The sequence below is a fragment of the Lentzea terrae genome (genome assembly GCF_003265345.1).
GTDB classification, from domain to species: Bacteria; Actinomycetota; Actinomycetes; order Mycobacteriales; family Pseudonocardiaceae; genus Lentzea; species Lentzea terrae.
In genome coordinates, this window is record NZ_QFWW01000011.1 from 29,837 (window position 1) to 47,144 (window position 17,308).

Here is a 17,308-nt window from a genome sequence, read left to right on the forward strand (position 1 = left end):
CGCCGGCCCGGACGAGGACGTTCGTGATCACCCCGGTCCTGGTCGTGTACCTCGCGCTGGCGGTGCTGCTGGTGGTCGGCAGTGTGCTGGTGGGCGTCCAGGGAGGTGTGCTCCTCGATCACGGCGGCATTCTCAACATCCTGACGCGCGGCACGGTGCTCGGACTGGTCGCGATCGGGCAGACCCTGGTGATCGTCACCGGTTCCCTCGACCTGTCGGTGGCCTACCTGGTCGGCCTGTGCTCGTTGGTGGCCGCCGAGACGATGGCGGGCAGCCCGGCGATGATCGTGCCCGGTGTGCTGGCGGCGCTGGTGGTCGCGGCGGTGGTGGGGTTGGTCAACGGACTGGTGATCACCGTGCTGAAGGCCAACGCGTTCATCGCCACGCTGGGCGTCGCGCTGGTGCTGCGCGGCTACCTCGAGCACAACTACACCGGCCCGGCGGGCAGTGTGCCGCGCGCGTTCCAGCACATCGGCTACGACCGGATCGGACCGGTTCCGGTGGCGGCGCTGCTGATGTTGCTGCTCGCGGCGGCGGCGTGGTGGTACCTGCGGCGCACCCGCACCGGCTACCACATGTACGCAGTCGGCGGGGACGTCGACGTGGCCCGGCTGTCCGGCGTGCGCACCGGACGGACGATCGTCACCGCGCACGTGCTGTGCGCGGTCATGGCCGGGCTCGCCGGGGTGTTCCTGGCCGGTCGGTTGGGTTCGGGCGCCCCGTACGTCGGTACCGACGCCGGGTACGACCTGGAGTCGATCGCCGCCGTCGTGCTCGGCGGCACGGCCCTTGCGGGCGGTCGCGGCGGTGTGGCCGGCACCATCGGCGGTGTGCTGATTCTATCCACATTGGACACGATCTTCGACGACCTCGAGATGGACTCCTTCTTCAAGGACGTCGTGCGCGGCGTCGTGCTCATCGTGGCGGTGGCGCTGTACGCCCGGCGCAGGCCTGCCAGGAGATCGACATGAGAGCGCGGCCACGCCTGGCGGACGGCACCGGGCCCGTACTGGTCGTGCTGCTGATCCTGTTGGTGGGACTGGCGTTCGCCGGTCCCGCGTACGCCGAACCCAGCGGCTACCTCGCGCTGCTCAAACGTGCGGCGCCGCTCGTGGTGCTGGCCGTCGGCCAGTACTTCGTGATCGTCTCCGGTGGTTTCGACCTCTCCGTCGGCTCGCTGGTCACGGCCGAGGTGGTGGTCGCCGCCCGGCTGGTCAACGGTGATGACGCGAACACCTGGTGGGTGATCGCGCTGCTGCTGGGCTGCGGAATCCTCGTCGGGCTGGTCAACGGGCTGATCACGACGAAACTGCTGGTGCCGTCGTTCATCGTGACCCTGGGGATGCTGCTGGTGCTCGACGGTGCGGTGTTCCTGTGGTCAGGCGGAGCACCGCGCGGCGCCCTGTCCCCGTCGTTCCGCGTCCTCGGCCGGGGCAGTGCCGACGTGCCGGGTCTCGGCCAGTTGCCGTGGTCGGTGATAGTGCTGCTGGTGGTGCTCGCTGCGGCGGTGTGGTTCATGCGCAGCGGAACCGGACGCACGCTGCTCGCGGTGGGGGACAACGAGAACGTGGTCCGGCTCGCGGGCGGCCGGGTGGATCGGCTGCGCCTGCTCGCGTTCGTGCTGTCGGCGCTGCTCGCGTCGGTCGCCGCGATCCTGCTCGCAGGGTTCGCGGGGGTGTCGGCGCAGGTCGGTGAGGGCCTGGAGTTCCGTGCCATCACCGCGGTGGTGCTCGGCGGTGTCCTGCTCGGCGGTGGCCGCGGTTCGGTGGTCGCCGCGGCTGCGGGCGCGCTGTCGCTCGAAGCGCTCTTCTCCCTGTTGAACCTGCTGGGCGTCTCGGGCGCGCTCGAGTCCGCCGTGCAGGGCGTGATCATCATCGCCGCAGTGGCCTACGCCGCCCGCGGGGCCGGTCTGCAGCGGGTGCTGCGGCTACGCCGGCCGGTTCCGGACACCGCCTGAACGCCTCCGCCTGAACCCCGTCGACGAAGCCGAGGAGCAGCACATGAACAGGAAATGGTCCGTTGTGGCCCTGGTGGGCGCGTTCGCGGTGGCCGGGTGTGCCAGCGACCTTCCCTCCACCCAGGCCCCTGGCGGCACGTCCGAGTCGGCCAAGGCGAAGTCGGAGTTCTTCGACCAGGCCGAGTTCGAGCGACAGCTGCGGTTCCGCACCGCGAAGGCGACCGGGTTGGACTCGCAGGACGGCACTGCCAAGCCCTGGGAGCAGATGCTCGAACCGCAACTGGTCGACACGGCCAAGTACGCCAAGCCCGGAGGCGGCTACCACCTGTGCTTCTCCAACGCCTCGGTGGACAACCCGTGGCGGCAGGTCGGGTTCAAGACCATGAAGGAGGAGGTGAAGCTGCACCCGGAGATCGCCAAGTTCACCGTGCTGGACGCGGAGGCCAAGGACGACAAGCAGATCAGCGACATCCAGTCGCTCGCGTCGCAGGGGTGCAGCGCGTTGATCGTCTCGCCGAACACGACCGCCACGCTGACCCCGGCCGTCGAGGCCGCCTGCGCGACGGGCGTGCCCGTGATCGTCTTCGACCGCGGCGTCAAGACCAGCTGCCCGGTGACGTTCATCCACCCGATCGGCGGGTTCGCGTTCGGCGCGGACGGTGCCGAGTTCCTCAAGGAGAAGGTGGCGCCAGGCGGCAAGGTCCTCGCACTGCGCATCCTGCCCGGCGTCGACGTCCTGGAGCAGCGCTGGGCGGCGGCCAGCGAGATCTTCTCCGGTAGCCAGGTGAAGGTCGTGGGCGTGGAGTTCACCAACGGCGACGCGGCCAAGACCAAGAGCATCGTCAACGAGTACATCCAGCGCGAAGGCAAGATCGACGGCGTCTGGATGGACGCGGGCGCCACCGCGGTCGCGGCCGTGGAGGCGTTCCAGGACGCCGGCGCGGCGATCCCGCCGTTCGTGGGTGAGGACCAGCAGGACTTCCTGCGGATGTGGGCCGACGAGAAGATGACCGCGGTCGCCCCGACCTATCCGACCTACCAGTGGCGCACCCCGATCATCGCCGCCCTGCGCGTCCTCGGCGGCAAGCAGGTGCCGAAGGAATGGGTGCTGCCGCAGCCGAAGGTCACCCAGGACACCCTGAAGGACTTCATCAAGCAGGACATGCCGCCGCTGCACTACGCCATGTGCGGCTGCGAGGGCATGCCCGGCTACCCGGCGCCCTGGAAGTAGCCGCGATGATGAAGGCGTACGTGGACCTGGTGCGGGCACCGGCGGCGCTCACGGTGCTGGGCGACACGCTGGTCGGCGCAGGAAAACCGTTGCGGGGCAAGGCCTTGTTGCTTCCGCTGGCGTCCGTCTCGTTGTACTGGGCGGGAATGGCGCTCAACGACTGGGCCGACCGCGACCTGGACGCGGTCGAACGACCGGAACGACCGATCCCGTCCGGCCGGATCAGCCCGGACGCGGCCCTGGCCACCGCGGCCGGACTGACCGCGCTCGGCGTCGGTCTCGCCGCGGCGGCCGGTCGTAACGCTCTGCCGCTCGCCGCGGCGGTGTGGGCCTACGACACCGTGCTGAAGGCCACTCCCGCCGGACCGTTCGCCATGGCCGCCTGCCGGGCGTTCGACGTCCTGCTGGGCGGCCGGGCCGTCCTGCCCGCCGGGCTGATGGCCGCGCACACCCTCGGGCTGACCGTGCTGTCACGGGGCGAGGTGCACGGCACGTCACCTCGCACGGCGAAGGCGGTGCTGTCGGGCACGGTGCTGACGGCGGTGGCGGCCGGCGTCTCCACCCGGCGGCTCAGCGGGATCGCGGCGGCGCTGAGCTACGCGGTGACGGTAGGACGCGCGCAGTGGCAGGTGGTCCGGCAACCGTCGGCCGAGTCGGTCCGCGCCGCCACGAAGGACGGCATCCACGGCATGGTGCTGCTCCAGGCCGCGCTGGCCGAGCACGGCGCCGCGCTGCCGCTCGTGTTGCCGCTGGCCACAGCGCTGAGCAGGAAGGTGAGCCCGACATGACGTTCCAGCTGGGCTACGGCACCAACGGGTTCGCCAACCACCGGCTCGACGACGCGCTCGCCGTGATCGCCGATCTCGGCTACACGGCGGTGGCCCTCACCCTCGATCATCACCACCTGGACCCGTTCGCCGGCGACGTCGGGAAGCAGACCGATCGGCTTGCCGCACGCCTGCACGAACTGGGCTTGCGCGTCGTCGTGGAGACCGGCGCGCGGTATTTGCTCGACCCGCGCCGCAAGCACCACCCCACGCTGGTGAGTGAGGATCAGGCGGTGCGGGTCGATTTCCTGGTGCGCGCCAAGCAGATCGCGCTGGACCTCGGCGCGGACTGCGTGTCGTTCTGGTCCGGAGTGGGATCCGCGGACGACTGGGACCACCTGAGGTCGGGCGTCGCCGCGGTGCTGGAGAGCGGGCCGGCCGTCCCGATGGGACTGGAGCCGGAGCCGGGCATGGTCGTGCAGTGGCTCGACCAGGCACTGCGGCTGCGGACCGAGCTCGGGAACCCGGAGGAGCTGAGGATCACCCTCGACGTCGGGCACTGCGTCGCGGTCGAGCCGCAGGACGCGGCGGCGTGCATCAGGCAGGCGGGCGAGCTGCTCGTCAACGTGCAGCTCGACGACATGCTGCCGGGCGTGCACGAGCACCTGGAGTTCGGTGAGGGACAGCTGGACCTGCCCGCCACGCTCGCCGCACTGACTGGCATCGGCTACACCGGCGTCGCCGCGGTGGAGCTGCCCCGGCACAGCCATGCCGCACCGGACGTGGCGGTGCGGGCACTGCGAGCGCTGCGCGCGGCGCAGTGGCTGGCCGAGGCAGAACGGGCGGTCCGCGCCGATCCCGGCGCGATCGACACCCTGTTCCCCGCGGCGGGAAGGGCGGTGGGAGCAGGACAGGACGCCGCACGGGTCCGCCTGCTCACTGCGTTCGCCGACGTGTCCGGCGATCCGGTCGACGGCCTCACGAGGCTCTACCGGTACGGCACCTCCGCGGAACGGCGAGGTGTCCTGCGCGGGCTGGCCGAGGTGGGGGACCTTGCTCCGGCAGCCGGGGTCGCGTTGGTCGAGGACGCCTTGCGCAGCAACGAGACCGACCTGGTCGCGGCGGCACTCGGCCCGTTCGCCACCCGGCACCTCGGCAGACACGCGTGGCGGCACGGCGTGCTCAAGTGCCTGTTCATGGGCATTCCGCTGACCGTGGTCGACGGTCTCGACCGGCACGCGGACGCGGAGCTGCTGCGCATGGTGGCCGCGTTCTCCGACGAACGCCGCGCGGCCGGCCGTCCGGTGCCCGCCGACGCTCTCGCCCTGCTCGGAAAGGCTTCGTGATGCGCATCTTCGACCCGCACATCCACATGACGTCCCGCACCACCGACGACTACGAGGCCATGCGCGACGCCGGTGTGCGAGCGCTGGTGGAGCCCGCGTTCTGGCTCGGCCAGCCGCGGACGAGCGTCGGCTCGTTCGTCGACTACTTCGACAGCCTGCTCGGGTGGGAACGGTTCCGCGCCGCCCAGTTCGGCATCGCACACCACTGCGCGCTCGCCCTGAACCCCAAGGAGGCCAACGACCCCCGGTGCACCGAGGTGCTGGACGTGCTGCCGCGCTACCTGGCCAAGGACGGTGTGGTCGCGGTCGGCGAGGTCGGGTACGACTCGATGACACCGGAGGAGGACGACGCGTTCGCGCGCCAACTGGAACTGGCGCTGCGGCACGACCTGCCGGTCCTCGTGCACACACCGCACCGGGACAAGCAGGAGGGTACGAAGCGAACACTGGACGTGGTCCGTGAGTCGGGCCTGGCGCCGCACCGCGTCCTGGTCGACCACCTCAACGAGATCACCGTCAAGATGGTGGCGGACGCGGGCTGCTGGATGGGGTTCTCCGTCTACCCGGACACCAAGATGGACGAGGCTCGGATGGTGGCGCTGCTCGCCGAGTACGGCACCGAGCGGATGCTGGTCAACTCCGCCGCCGACTGGGGCCGGTCCGATCCGCTGAAGACCCACAAGACCGGGTTGGCGATGCTGGACGCCGGGTTCGGCGAGTCCGAAGTGGACACGGTGTTGTGGCACAACCCGGTCGAGTTCTACGGCCAGAGCGGCAGGCTGGCGCTCGAACCGGCGGCGGCGGGTGTGGTCGACGCGGCCACCGGCAGTTCGGTGCTGCGGGGTGAACGGTGATCGCCTACTGCACCAACGTCCACCCGGCGCCCGACCTCGCGGGCATCCTGGCCCAGCTCGACCGGCATGCGGTCCGGGTGCGGGAGGCGCTGGAGGCGGACACGCTCCCCTTGGGACTGTGGCTGCCCGCGCCGGTCGCACGAGGACTCGCGGAGGATGGCACCGCACTGCAGCACTTCCGCGCCGAGCTTGCGAGCAGAGGACTGACGGTCTCCACGCTCAACGCGTTCCCGTACGGTGACTTCCACGACGAGGTGGTCAAGCACGCGGTGTACTTCCCGACGTGGACCGATCCGCGCCGCCTGCGGTACACAGTGGACTGTGCAGCCGTGCTGGCCGACCTGCTGCCCGATTCCGCGTCCTACGGCAGCATCTCGACCCTGCCGCTGGCCTGGCGGGAGCCGTGGACGGGCCGCGACGACGACCGTGCCGCGGAGGCTCTCGCCGAGCTCACCCTGTCCCTGCGCGCCGAGACCCGCCGGCACGGCAGACCGATCAGGCTGGCCGTCGAGCCGGAGCCGGGTTGTGTGCTGGACACCGTCGCCGACGCGGTCGGCTGGCTGGCCGGCCGGGTCGATCCCGACCACATCGGGATCTGCCTGGACACCTGTCACCTCGCGGTGTCGTTCGCCGATCCGGCCGAGACGGTCGCGTCGATCCGCCGGGCAGGGCTGGAGGTGGTCAAGGTGCAGGCCTCGGCGGCACTGGAGGTGGCGGAACCCGGCACTGCGGCGGGCAGGCGGGCGGTCGCTGCGTACAGCGAACCCCGCTACCTGCACCAGGTCCGGGAGAACACCCCCGGCGGTGTCCTGGCGGCGGACGACCTGCCGGAGGCGTTCGAGACCCTGCCCGCCGAGCACCCGTGGCGCGTGCACTTCCACGTGCCGCTGCACGCTGTTCCGCCCGCACCGCTCACGTCGACCACCGACGTGCTCGTGGCCGCTGCAGCGGCGGTGGACCCCGGCACGCACGTCGAGGTGGAGACCTACACCTGGACCGTGCTGCCGGGTGCGGGCGACCTCGCTGACGGCATCGCGGCAGAACTGCGCTGGGCGGCGCAGCACCTGCGGACGGGAGTGGTGGTGTGAAACCGTTGGTGGTTCTCAACGTCGTCGGCATGACGCCGGCGCTCCTCGAACACATGCCCAATCTCTCGCGGCTGGGCTGGCAGGCCGAACTGGGCACGGTGCTGCCCGCCGTGACGTGCAGCGCGCAGGCCACGCTGCTCACCGGTCTCACCCCGGCGCAGCACGGGATAGTCGGCAACGGCTGGTACTTCCGCGACCTGGGCGAGATTCACCTGTGGCGTCAGCACAACCGCCTCGTCGGAGGGGAGAAGCTCTGGGAGACCGCGCGTCGCGCCCATCCCGGCTACACCGCCGCCAACATCTGCTGGTGGTACGCGATGGGCGCCTCGACAGACATCACCGTGACCCCTCGGCCGATCTACCACGCGGACGGGCGCAAGTCGCCGGACTGCTACGTCCGCCCACCCCGCCTGCACGACGAACTCGTCGGAGCTCTGGGCGAGTTCCCGCTCTTTCAGTACTGGGGCCCCACGGCGGCACTGGCGTCGAGCGAGTGGATCATCGGCGCCGCGCGGAAAGTCCTCGCCGAAAGGCGGCCTGACCTGTTGCTGGTCTACGTGCCACATCTGGACTACGACCTGCAGCGGTTCGGACCGTCCTCACCGCAGGCGGTCAAGGCGGCGGCGGACGTGGACCGGGCGCTGGCGCCTCTGCTCGCCGACGCGTCGGACGCCACCATCGTGGCGTTATCGGAGTACGGCATCACCGACGCACGCCGCCCGGTCGACATCAATCGGGCGTTGCGAGCAGCAGACCTGCTCGAGGTCTACTCGCAGTCCGGGATGGAGTACCTGGATCCGTGGACGTCGCGGGCGTTCGCGGTGGCCGACCACCAGATCGCGCACGTGTACGTCGCCGATCCGGCCGATCTCCCGAGGACGAGAGAGGTCCTCGCGGACATTCCGGGTGTCGACGTGCTGTACGGCCGGGACGCGCAGGCGTCCGTCGGCCTGGATCACGAGCGGTCCGGTGAACTGGTGGCGGTGGCCGAGCCGGACGCATGGTTCACCTACTACTACTGGACCGATGACCACCGCGCACCGGACTTCGCCCGTGGCGTGGACATCCACCGCAAACCCGGCTACGACCCCGCCGAACTGTTCTTCGACCCGGCCGACCCGCTCGTCAAGGCCAGAGCTGGGTTGAACCTGGCCCGCAAGAAGCTCGGGCTGAGATACACGATGAACGTCGTGCCGCTGGACCCGTCGTGCGTGCGCGGCACGCACGGCAGGCTGCCCGACCGGGCGGCGGACGGGCCGGTGCTCTTGTGCTCGGATCCGGTGGCACCGCGGTCGGTCGAGCGCACCGGCCGGATCACCGCGACCGAAGTCCGCACTCTCCTGCTCGAACTGCAGGGAATTCCCGCGGAGGAGCTCAGCCGATGATCAGTCCCTTGGCCGAGGTCACCACGGCGCACCCGAATTGCGATTACTCGGTGGTCGTGGGCAAGGAACCCACGGCGGAAACCCAGCGCCTGCTGAGGCTCATGCAAACGGGCGCGACCGACCGCGCGATCGCCCGCGAACTCAGTGTCAGCCTGCGCACCCTGCACCGGCGCGTCGCCCGCCTGCAGTCGTTGCTCGGCGTTCAGTCGCGGTTCCAGCTCGGCGTGCTCGCCGCCGAGCTGGAGTGGCTCCGTCCGGGGTGAACGAGACGCGACCGAACGTGTGCCGCTCGAAAGTCGTCCACCGCAGCGTGGCAGCGCATCTCTCCCAGGCTGGGAGCATGCTCGGGTGATCGTGTCTCTGCTGTACGAGGTGACGTGGAAGATGCTGTCCGCCGCGTCGGTGCTGCTCCGCGGTGAAGCGGCGAAGGACGTGGAGCTGCTTGTGCTGCGGCACGCCGGCCCGGTCCGTTGCGAGCCGGCGGACCGATTCTGGTTCGCGGCCCTGTCCAGGCTGATACCTCGTTCGCGTTGGCGCAAGGGTTCCCCAGTCACGCCCGGCACGGTGCACGGCTGGCACTGCAGGTTCATCGCCTGGAAGTGGGACCACACCACGCGACGACGCACCGGACGTCCACCCAGCCGAGCCGCGATCAAGACGCTCGTGCTCCGGCTTGCGGCAGAGAACCCGCGGTGGGGACATCGACGGGATCCAAGGCGAGCTGGCTCGGCTCGGCCACCGGGTAGATCCGGCCCCACCTGGCGCGAATTTCTCTCCGCCCAAGCATGGATGAGGTTTTCGGCACGCACAGCTCTCCGCGCGCCGAACGGTCGAGAGCGAGTTCTCGCTCTCGACCGTTCGGCGCGTTCGTCGGTCAGCCGCGGATCACCCGATCGTCAGCGTGCCGTTCTTGCCGGCAGGGCAGTTCGCGGAGGACTCGATCCAGCGGGTCACACCGCCGTCCTGCGGCACCGGGCCCGTTCCGACGAAGGGGCTGATGTACCAGATGTAGTGGCCCCACCACCTGCTGCCGAAGTGCAGCTCGTAGCTGCCGCCGACGCTTTGCAGCTTGGTGGCCCGTTGCAGGGCGATGGCCCTTCCCGGCGGGACGCTGAAGTTGTCGGTGCGGCTGAAGGTGTGCCCCCACGACCACTCCCTGCTGAACGAGGTCTTGACCGTCGCCTCCAGCTTCGCCAGGGCCTCGACCTTGAAGCCGGCGGTCACGGAGACCTCCACCCCGACGGTGTACTTGCCACCCGTCGTGTCCGACCAGGACACCGAGCCGGTCTGGGTCGTCGAGGCACAGTTGTTCGCCTTCGCGACCTCGTGGAAGTCGCTGTAGCTCTCGCTCACGCCGGGGTTCGCGCGGAAGTCGCAGGAGTCGGTGTTGCGGCCGCAGGCGTCGAGCAGGTGATTGACGGACGGGCCGTTGACCCACGAGATCGAACTGATCTGGCGGTTCCAGCCGCCACCGAAGTCGGCCAGCGGCGTGTCGGCGTACCACTGGTAGTAGCTGCCGCGCTCGTTGGGATCCAGGTAGTGGGTGGCGAAGCACTGGCTGAAGGTCTTGACGGAACTGAAGGCGTCGTCCCACCCGTAGTCAGCCAGATTGTGGATGTACCAGGTGCCGCCGCCCGCGCAGTCGGTTCCGCTGATGGTGAAGGTGGAGCCGGTGAAGTTGGTACCGCTGTAGCCGATCTCCACGAGCGGCACGTCGGCGGCGTTCACCTTGGCGACGTCGGCCTTGCTCAGCTCTGCGGCGGCCACCGGCGCGTCGGTGATCAGCCCGCCGGTCGCCTTGTCGATGGCTTCCCGGAAGGTCTGGTAGCAGGTGGAGGTGTGGGTGACGACCGAGGCCACGCAGTGCTTGACCGGACCACTGTCCTTGCTGGGAGTCGAGGTCCGGGCCGGCTTCGCGGCTCGCGGAGCCGGCTTCCGGGCGGCCGGGGCGCCGGACGGCGACTCCGGCGCGTAGAGATCGACGGAGGCGGGCGCCGTGGTCTCCGATGGTGCTGCCTGGGCGACCGCGGGCACCGACAACGCGAACGCGACGATCATGGACAGGACCGGGGCGACATATCTGCCCCGACGTCGACCGTGAGTGCAGGAAAGCACGGTGTCTCCTTCTCGTTTCGGCCGCCACCCGCCGTCGACGACGGGTGGCGGTGAGTTCGCGCCCAGGTTGGTGGGAGGCGATCACGAACCGCTCTCCGCGCACTCACAAGGCGCTCACCGATCCGTTCTGCCCGCGCTTGATCTTCGCTATGATCATCACGCGACGGCCGGGCGTCGCCGTTGCCGCCGTTGGAGAACTTCGTGCACTTCGGATTGCTCGGGCCGGTGCTCGTCCACGACGACGATCACCGGCAACTGTTAATCAGTGCTCCACGGCAGCGGGTTCTGCTGGCCGCACTGCTGTTGCGCGCGAACACGGTGGTGTCCACCGCGGCGCTGGCCGAGTTGGTGTGGGACGGACAACCGCCGCGCGGCGCCGTTGCGGCACTGCAGAACCACGTCATGCGGTTGCGACACTCCCTGGGCCCGTTGGTGGGTGCCCGTCTGCGCACGCAGGAACTGGGCTACCTCCTCGAGGTCGCGGACGAGGAGTTCGACGTCGCCGTCTTCACCACCCGCTGCGGGATCGGCCGCGCGGCCTCTCGCGCGGGCGACTGGGCCGCGGCGGCCGACCACCTGAGCGGGGCGCTCCGGCTGTGGCGCGGTGATCCGCTGGTCGACGTGCCCTCCGAACTGCTCCACCGGGACCACGGGGCACGACTGGCCGAGTCGCGGGTGCAGGCCGTGGAGTGGCGGGCGGACGCCGATCTCGCGCTGGGCAGGCACGAGGAACTGGTACCCGAGCTTCGCCAGCTCGCCAGGGAACACCCGCTGCGGGAGCACATCCACGTTCAGCTCGTCACCGCGCTGATCGAGTGCGGGCGGCGGGCCGAGGCGATGAGCGCCTATCGGACCGCCAGGCTCGAACTGGTCGAGAACCTCGGCATCGAACCGGGGGCGCGGCTGCGTGCGCTGCACGACCGGATCCTGCGTGGCGAGCCGGACCAGCCGGACGAGCCGGTGGTGGCACCCAGCGGGCCTGCGGCGGGGCCGGGCACGATCGACCACCCGCCGGAGGGCACGCGGCCCACCGCGGATCGGCAGGCGTTGACGGACCGGCAGGCCGAACTGGCCGAGCTGGCCCTCCTGGGCGACGACGTCCGAGCCGGGCGATCCCGGCTCGCCTGCGTCGCGGGGCCGGTCGGGATCGGCAAGAGCGCGCTGATCGACGAATGGGTCCACCGGGAGCGCTCTCGTGGGACACGGGTGCTGCGGGCGATCTGCGCTCCCGAGGAGCGGAACTTCGCCTTGGCGGCAGTGCGGCAGCTCTTCGAGCGGGTGCTGGCGGCGGCCGGTGACGACGAGCGGTCGCGGTTGCTGCACGGTCCGGGCGAGCTCGCCGCGCAGGCGCTCGCCCAGGGGCCGGAGCCCGAGCCGGACGAGGCACGGCAGCCGTCGGCCCAGGCGCTGCTGCACGCGCTGTACTGGTTCCTGGTCAACCTGTCCGCCGCCGGTCCGCTGGTTCTCGTCCTGGACGACGTCGAGTCGTGTGACGTGCCGTCGCTGCGGTGGTTGTCGTACCTCAGCCGCCGCCTCGACGGGCTTCCGGTCGCCCTGGTGCTGACCGTGTCCACCGGCGGCGATGACGCGGCGGACCCGCTGGCCGACATCATGGCGCGTCCCGACTGCGACGTACTGGAGCTCGGGCCGCTGACGCGGCGCGGTGTGGCCGGCCTGGTTCGGCGGGTGTTGGGCGCCGACACCACGGAAGCGGTCTGCGGCGCCTGCCACGACGTGTCGGCAGGCAACCCGATGTTCCTCGACGAGCTGTTACGGCACCTGCGGCGTGGCGGCGCCAAGATCGACGACCCGGACCAGGTGTGGGCTTTCGGCGCGCGGCGGCTGGTCCGCGACAGCATCGCCGAGCTCGCCCGGCAGGACACTCGGACGGTCAGGGTCGCCACGGCGCTCGCGGTGCTCGGCGAAGCGGCGACCGCACCGCTGGCGGCGCAGGTGTGCGATCTGGGCGAGCTGGAAGTGGTCGAGCAGGTCCGGCGACTGCGGCACCTCGACGTGATCGGGGAGCAGCGCCCGTGGACCTTCCGGTATCCGATGGTGCGCGATGGGCTGTTGACCGGCCTGCTGACCCCGGACGAACTCGCCGCTGCCCACTCCAGGGCGGCCAGGGCGCTGCACCACAACGGCGCACCGAGCGAGATGGTCGCCGCACACCTGTTGCTGGGCAACGAGTTCGAGTCCGACTGGCCGGTCGCGGCGCTGCAGGACGCGGCTCGGGTCGCGCGGGGCAGGGGAGCGCCCGACATCGCCGCCGGGTACCTGAAGCGCGCCCTGCGGGTGAGGTTGGACGACGCGACCCGGCGACGGATGGTGATCGCCCTCGGCATCGACGAGTTCCAGTACAACCCCGCTGCCTCGGCTCGGCACCTGCGTGAGGGCCTCGCGCTGACGCGGGATACCAGCGAGCGTGCACGGGTCGCGGGCTTGCTCGCCGCGGCACTGCACGTCGCCAAGTGCGGTGACGACGCCGTCGACGTCCTGGAGGACGCGCTGTGCGAGCTACCGGACACGACCGACGGCGGTCCGGTCCGCGAACTGCGAATGGCGCTGAAGGCTCAGCTCATCCAGGTCGGCTACGAGACGACCACGACGTACCCCGTGGTCGAAAAGCACTTGGCGGAGTTGGACGTCGACGGTTTGGCGGGTGAGACGGCGGGGGAGCGGGCGCTGCTGGCGGCCCTGGCCGTGCACTCGCTGGCAGGCAACGGGGGCGCCGAGCACGCGGTGGAACTCGTCGGCCGGGCACTGCGTTCGGGGTTGCAGGTCAACGCGCCGACGGGCGCGCTGTTCCCGCTGGCCATCTTCGTGCTGTCCTGCGGTGACCGGTTGGCGGAGGCGGCAGGCTGGTTCGACGAGATGGCCGAGCAGGGGCGACGGGACGGCCCGGCCTGGTTGTCCCTGCTGGCGCGGTACGGATCGGCCACCGTCGCGGCGCGGCGCGGTGACCTGCCCGAGGCGCTGATGCGGGCCAGTGCCGTGCTGGAGCTGACGCCCGCCGACCTGGGGTACTCCGCGTTGCCGTTCGTGGGACTGATCGTCAACGCCCTGATCGACCAGGGCGAACTGGACCGGGCGGGCCAGGTCCTGAGCGACTACCAGGGCAACGACGTGGCGGGTGCGCTGTGGGACCGGGGAGGCTTCCTGCTGGCGCGGGGCCGGTTGCGGCTGGCACTCGGCGACAGCGCCTCGGCACTGGCCGCGTTCCTGGAGTGCGGCAACCACCTGGACAGTGCGGGCCTGGTCAATCCCAGTGTGGTGGCCTGGCAGTCCCAAGCGGCCCTTGCCTACGCCGCGCTGGGGCAGCGGAACGCCGCGATCGAGATGGCCACCGCGGAGCTGGCGCGCTCGCGGCGCTGGGGCACGGCGCGCTGTGTCGGTGTCAGCCTGCGCTGCCTCGGCGTGGTCACCGGCGGCGAGCCGGGCCTGGCGTTACTCGGCCAGGCCGTGGCCGAGCTGGACCGTTCCCCGGCACGCCTGGAACTGGCCAGGGCACTGACCGACGAGGGACGGGCCTGGCTGCACCACGGCGATACCGAGCGAGCCGTGAGATCCCTCGGCCGAGCGCTGGACCTGGCACAGCGGTGCGGAGCGAGGGCACTGGTCGCCGATACCCTGCACGCGCTCCGCCAGGCAGGCGCGGCACCACAGGAGCCGCGCCAGGAGACGACCGCCGGGCTGACCGCGAGCGAGCACCAGATCGTGTCGATGGCGGCCACCGGCCTGAGCGACCAGGACATCGCCGAGGCGTTGTTCGTCACCCGTGGCACCGTCGAGCAGCACCTGGGCAGCGCGTGCCGGAAGTTGGGCGTGGACGGGCGGGAAGGTCTGGTCAACGCCGTGCACGGCGTGGGCCTGGCCCTGTAGGTGCCGAGAAATGCGTCCGTGCAGGTCAGCAGGCGTCGGCGGGTAGTGCTCATCGTCCGGCATGATCGCGGCTGTGCCGGTCCGCTTCGCCTACCTCACCGTCTCCCAGGTCTTCGCCGCGCTGTGGCTCTTGCAGAGCACCAGCAGTGTCGCGTACGTGACCACGGAGGACTGGGTGTGACCGCTGGGGAAGACCTCCGGCCGGTGGCGGTGGTGACCGGATCCCCCGGCCCTGCGTGTCGTGAGTGTTCGGCTTGACGGCGATCTGTTGCCTGCTCCGCGCGGTTGCCGGAGGTGGTGATTGACGAATGGGACCAGGTCGATGGGAGCTGCGGCTGGACCCGGCGGGATCGGGAGGTGCCGCCGCGCATGCATCTCTTGCGCCCCATGCGCTTGCGCTCTCCGCTGGGTCTCACGCTGAGCAATGTGGAGCAAATCTGGAGCGGCAGCTAGGCAGTGAGATCCTCACCCTGCTGATGAAGACCGTTCGCTGGACCTGACCACCGACACCACACTCGGCGTCGCGGCCACCGCCGGGACCACGCCGATCCTGGCCGCAGCCGCCTGGCTGCGGCGCTGACAAGCAACCTGGGATCTCCCGGCACTTAGGCAAATGAAGTAGCAATAAGCCAACTGAACGGACCCGTATCGTCCTAGTGGACTGTGGGCCGTGGTGTGTCGTCACCGGCGTGGTCGGCGTGGTGAGCGGGGAGGGTGCAGCTGACCAGCAGCGCAGCGCGGACGAGCGTGGTGGTGGACGGTGTCGATCAACGCGTTGACGAGCAGGTCGAAGAGCATGGTTCAGTCCCGCGGTGTGGTGATCTTGTCGCCGGGATCGACCCAGGGCGCTCCGCGGTGCGGTGCTGACCTGAGCACGTCCACCCAGGTGAAGCTGTGGCGGTGCCTACTGGCCCTCAAGTGACCTTCGAGGTCATCGGCTACGCCGAGTTCGTGCTCCTCAGATCAACTAGCACGGACACCGGTCGCCCGTTGAGCAGTCACACGGAAACCTATGTCCCGCAGTCAAGTTACGCGGTCCTCCGTCGGTGGATACCCGCCGCTGGAGCGGCCGGGTGACGGTCGGCGGCGTCGCCTGCGAAGATCAGCACATGCCCGTCGATCGCTTGGTCGGCGGTGATGATGTCGTGCGCGGCCGCGGAGCCTCCGTCGAACAGCGGACGGTGCGGGTCGCACCGTCCGCTGCGCGTTCTGATCTGATCTGGTGCTATCCCGTGTGCACAGTCGTCGCTGCGTGGCTACGGGACGTGGGCGCTACCTCGCGGCGACCCGCCGGTCGGCGCTGACGTTCAGGCCGGGCCAGTTGCCGGCCGCGCTGATCAGGCCGTGCCGGACGATGTCGCGACCGGACTTGTCAGTCTTGATGGCCTGGTTGCCCTTGAAGAACCAAAAGCCACTACTTGAGAACAGCGCGGCGTCGACACCGGACTCGAGTGGCGTGCCCGCCAGCGCGGGCCACGCCTCGTCAGAGGTGATCCTCGTCGGACCAATCTCGACCGACTCGCCGTGCTTGTCGAGCTTGATCGCCTTGGCGCCGCGGAAGAACCAGAACCCGTACTCGCCACCGGGGCCGGACTCGGTGGCCGCGTCGATGCCCTGGGCGAACTCCGTGCCCGCCAACCCCTGCCAGTAACCAGGGCTGGTGACGTCGTTGGTGGCCTTCACGACATGGTTGCCCGAACTGTCGGTCTTGATGGCGTGGTTGCCCTTGAAGAACCAGAACCCGCTGCTGGAGAACACGGCGTCGTCGATCTGGTTGGCGAACGGCGTGCCATTCAACGCCGGCCACGCCTCCCTCGCGGTGATGTCGCTCGGTCCCATGACCGCGCGTTCGCCGTCCTTGTCGGTCTTGACAGCCTGGTCGCGCTTGTAGAACCAGAACCCGTACTCGCCGCCCGATCCTGACCCTGTACACGCGTCGATACCGTCAGCGAAAGTGGACACAGCGAAATCCTTTCTGCCGTGGCGCGGTAGAGCCCCCCATCTGGGGTGCTGTTGCCCTTGTGTCCAGGGCACCGCGTTGCACACCCGAAGTCGGGATGCCACTTCAAGTGCACCCACCCCACGTCTTATTCGCCAGCGCTGCCCCCCGATCGTCCAACCCCAGAACCCGGTCAGGTGGGTGACCAATCACGACGACCACGCAACGTCGACATCCAGCACAGAAGGAGCTGGCCGGGATCAGTAGTGCCGGTGGACGTGCTTGCTCAAGAAGGGGCGCAATGGCTTCCGTTCGCGCGAATGCGTGAACGCGGCAACCAATGCGATCGGCCCCGCATCGTAGAAACCACGTCAGGTGGACACCTGTTCCACTGTCGAGGGAAAGAGATGAGGCCGATGAAACTCACGGCATTGCTTGCGTGCTCGGCGGCGGTGGCCGCGGTGATGGCGCTGCCGTCGACGCCGAGAGCGGGCAGGACCGTCATCACCTGCGCGCTGATCACCACCCACGCGATGTCCGCAATCGTGCCCGTCCACCGGGAAGCCCTTGCGAGCCTTGCCCTGGCCGTCCTGCATCGGGAGTGACAACGACGCCTGAGGTCTGTTGTCTGCCGGGCCGAATCACTGCAGACCCGAACGGAATTCAAGCCACGGAAGGCTTTCGGGCACCAGATGCACGCGGATAGCGACCCGTTCGGCCGCAGCTCACCCGTCAGGTGGTTCC

At 69.9% G+C, this 17,308-nt stretch carries 13 protein-coding genes; 11 read left to right on the forward strand and 2 right to left on the reverse strand.

Going from position 1 to position 17,308, the window contains the following annotated elements; all coding sequences use genetic code 11:
• Window positions 1-23: 23 nt before the first annotated feature.
• Genes DI276_RS17565 through DI276_RS17605 form a run of 9 tightly spaced genes read left to right on the forward strand, consistent with a single transcriptional unit; the run spans window position 24 to window position 8,891 of the window.
• The gene (locus tag DI276_RS17565; RefSeq protein WP_232836730.1) at window positions 24-971 is read left to right on the forward strand and encodes an ABC transporter permease; all 948 of its coding nucleotides are present in this window, start codon (window positions 24-26) and stop codon (window positions 969-971) included.
• The gene (locus DI276_RS17570; RefSeq protein ID WP_112264621.1) at window positions 968-1,957 is read left to right on the forward strand and encodes an ABC transporter permease; all 990 of its coding nucleotides are present in this window, start codon (window positions 968-970) and stop codon (window positions 1,955-1,957) included. The genes DI276_RS17565 and DI276_RS17570 overlap by 4 nt, the downstream gene beginning before the upstream one ends.
• Window positions 1,958-2,000: 43 nt before the next feature.
• Window positions 2,001-3,188, forward strand: a complete 1,188-nt coding sequence (locus tag DI276_RS17575) for a substrate-binding domain-containing protein (RefSeq protein WP_112264623.1) — start codon at window positions 2,001-2,003, stop codon at window positions 3,186-3,188.
• 8 nt (window positions 3,189-3,196) lie between these two features.
• The gene (locus DI276_RS17580) at window positions 3,197-3,976 is read left to right on the forward strand and encodes an SCO3242 family prenyltransferase (protein WP_112264705.1); all 780 of its coding nucleotides are present in this window, start codon (window positions 3,197-3,199) and stop codon (window positions 3,974-3,976) included.
• Window positions 3,973-5,301, forward strand: a complete 1,329-nt coding sequence (locus DI276_RS17585) for an EboA domain-containing protein (protein WP_112264625.1) — start codon at window positions 3,973-3,975, stop codon at window positions 5,299-5,301. Before DI276_RS17580 ends, DI276_RS17585 begins: the two co-directional genes overlap by 4 nt.
• Window positions 5,301-6,155 (forward strand): TatD family hydrolase, encoded by an 855-nt coding sequence (locus DI276_RS17590; protein WP_112264627.1) that lies wholly within the window; start codon window positions 5,301-5,303, stop codon window positions 6,153-6,155. Before DI276_RS17585 ends, DI276_RS17590 begins: the two co-directional genes overlap by 1 nt.
• The gene (eboE, locus tag DI276_RS17595; RefSeq protein WP_112264629.1) at window positions 6,152-7,243 is read left to right on the forward strand and encodes a metabolite traffic protein EboE; all 1,092 of its coding nucleotides are present in this window, start codon (window positions 6,152-6,154) and stop codon (window positions 7,241-7,243) included. The genes DI276_RS17590 and eboE overlap by 4 nt, the downstream gene beginning before the upstream one ends.
• The gene (locus DI276_RS17600; RefSeq protein ID WP_112264631.1) at window positions 7,240-8,628 is read left to right on the forward strand and encodes a nucleotide pyrophosphatase/phosphodiesterase family protein; all 1,389 of its coding nucleotides are present in this window, start codon (window positions 7,240-7,242) and stop codon (window positions 8,626-8,628) included. Before eboE ends, DI276_RS17600 begins: the two co-directional genes overlap by 4 nt.
• Window positions 8,625-8,891: a helix-turn-helix domain-containing protein gene (locus DI276_RS17605; RefSeq protein WP_112264633.1), complete on the forward strand. Its 267-nt coding sequence runs from the start codon at window positions 8,625-8,627 to the stop codon at window positions 8,889-8,891. The genes DI276_RS17600 and DI276_RS17605 overlap by 4 nt, the downstream gene beginning before the upstream one ends.
• 622 nt (window positions 8,892-9,513) lie before the next feature.
• Here DI276_RS17605 and DI276_RS17615 read toward each other — a convergent pair.
• Entirely contained in the window at window positions 9,514-10,686 is a 1,173-nt protein-coding gene (locus tag DI276_RS17615; protein ID WP_112264635.1) for a hypothetical protein, read from the reverse strand.
• Between the two features lie 258 nt (window positions 10,687-10,944).
• Between DI276_RS17615 and DI276_RS17620 the strand changes: the two genes are divergently transcribed.
• Window positions 10,945-14,625 carry a BTAD domain-containing putative transcriptional regulator gene (locus DI276_RS17620; protein WP_198680723.1) on the forward strand — a complete coding sequence of 1,227 codons (3,681 nt, stop codon included), beginning with the start codon at window positions 10,945-10,947 and terminating at the stop codon, window positions 14,623-14,625.
• A gap of 1,272 nt (window positions 14,626-15,897) precedes the next feature.
• Here the strand turns inward: DI276_RS17620 and DI276_RS17625 are convergent.
• The gene (locus tag DI276_RS17625; RefSeq protein WP_112264639.1) at window positions 15,898-16,587 is read right to left on the reverse strand and encodes a hypothetical protein; all 690 of its coding nucleotides are present in this window, start codon (window positions 16,585-16,587) and stop codon (window positions 15,898-15,900) included.
• 393 nt (window positions 16,588-16,980) lie between these two features.
• On the opposite strand from DI276_RS17625, the gene DI276_RS17630 reads away from it, so the two are divergent.
• Window positions 16,981-17,169, forward strand: a complete 189-nt coding sequence (locus tag DI276_RS17630; protein ID WP_112264641.1) for a hypothetical protein — start codon at window positions 16,981-16,983, stop codon at window positions 17,167-17,169.
• Window positions 17,170-17,308: the final 139 nt, after the last annotated feature.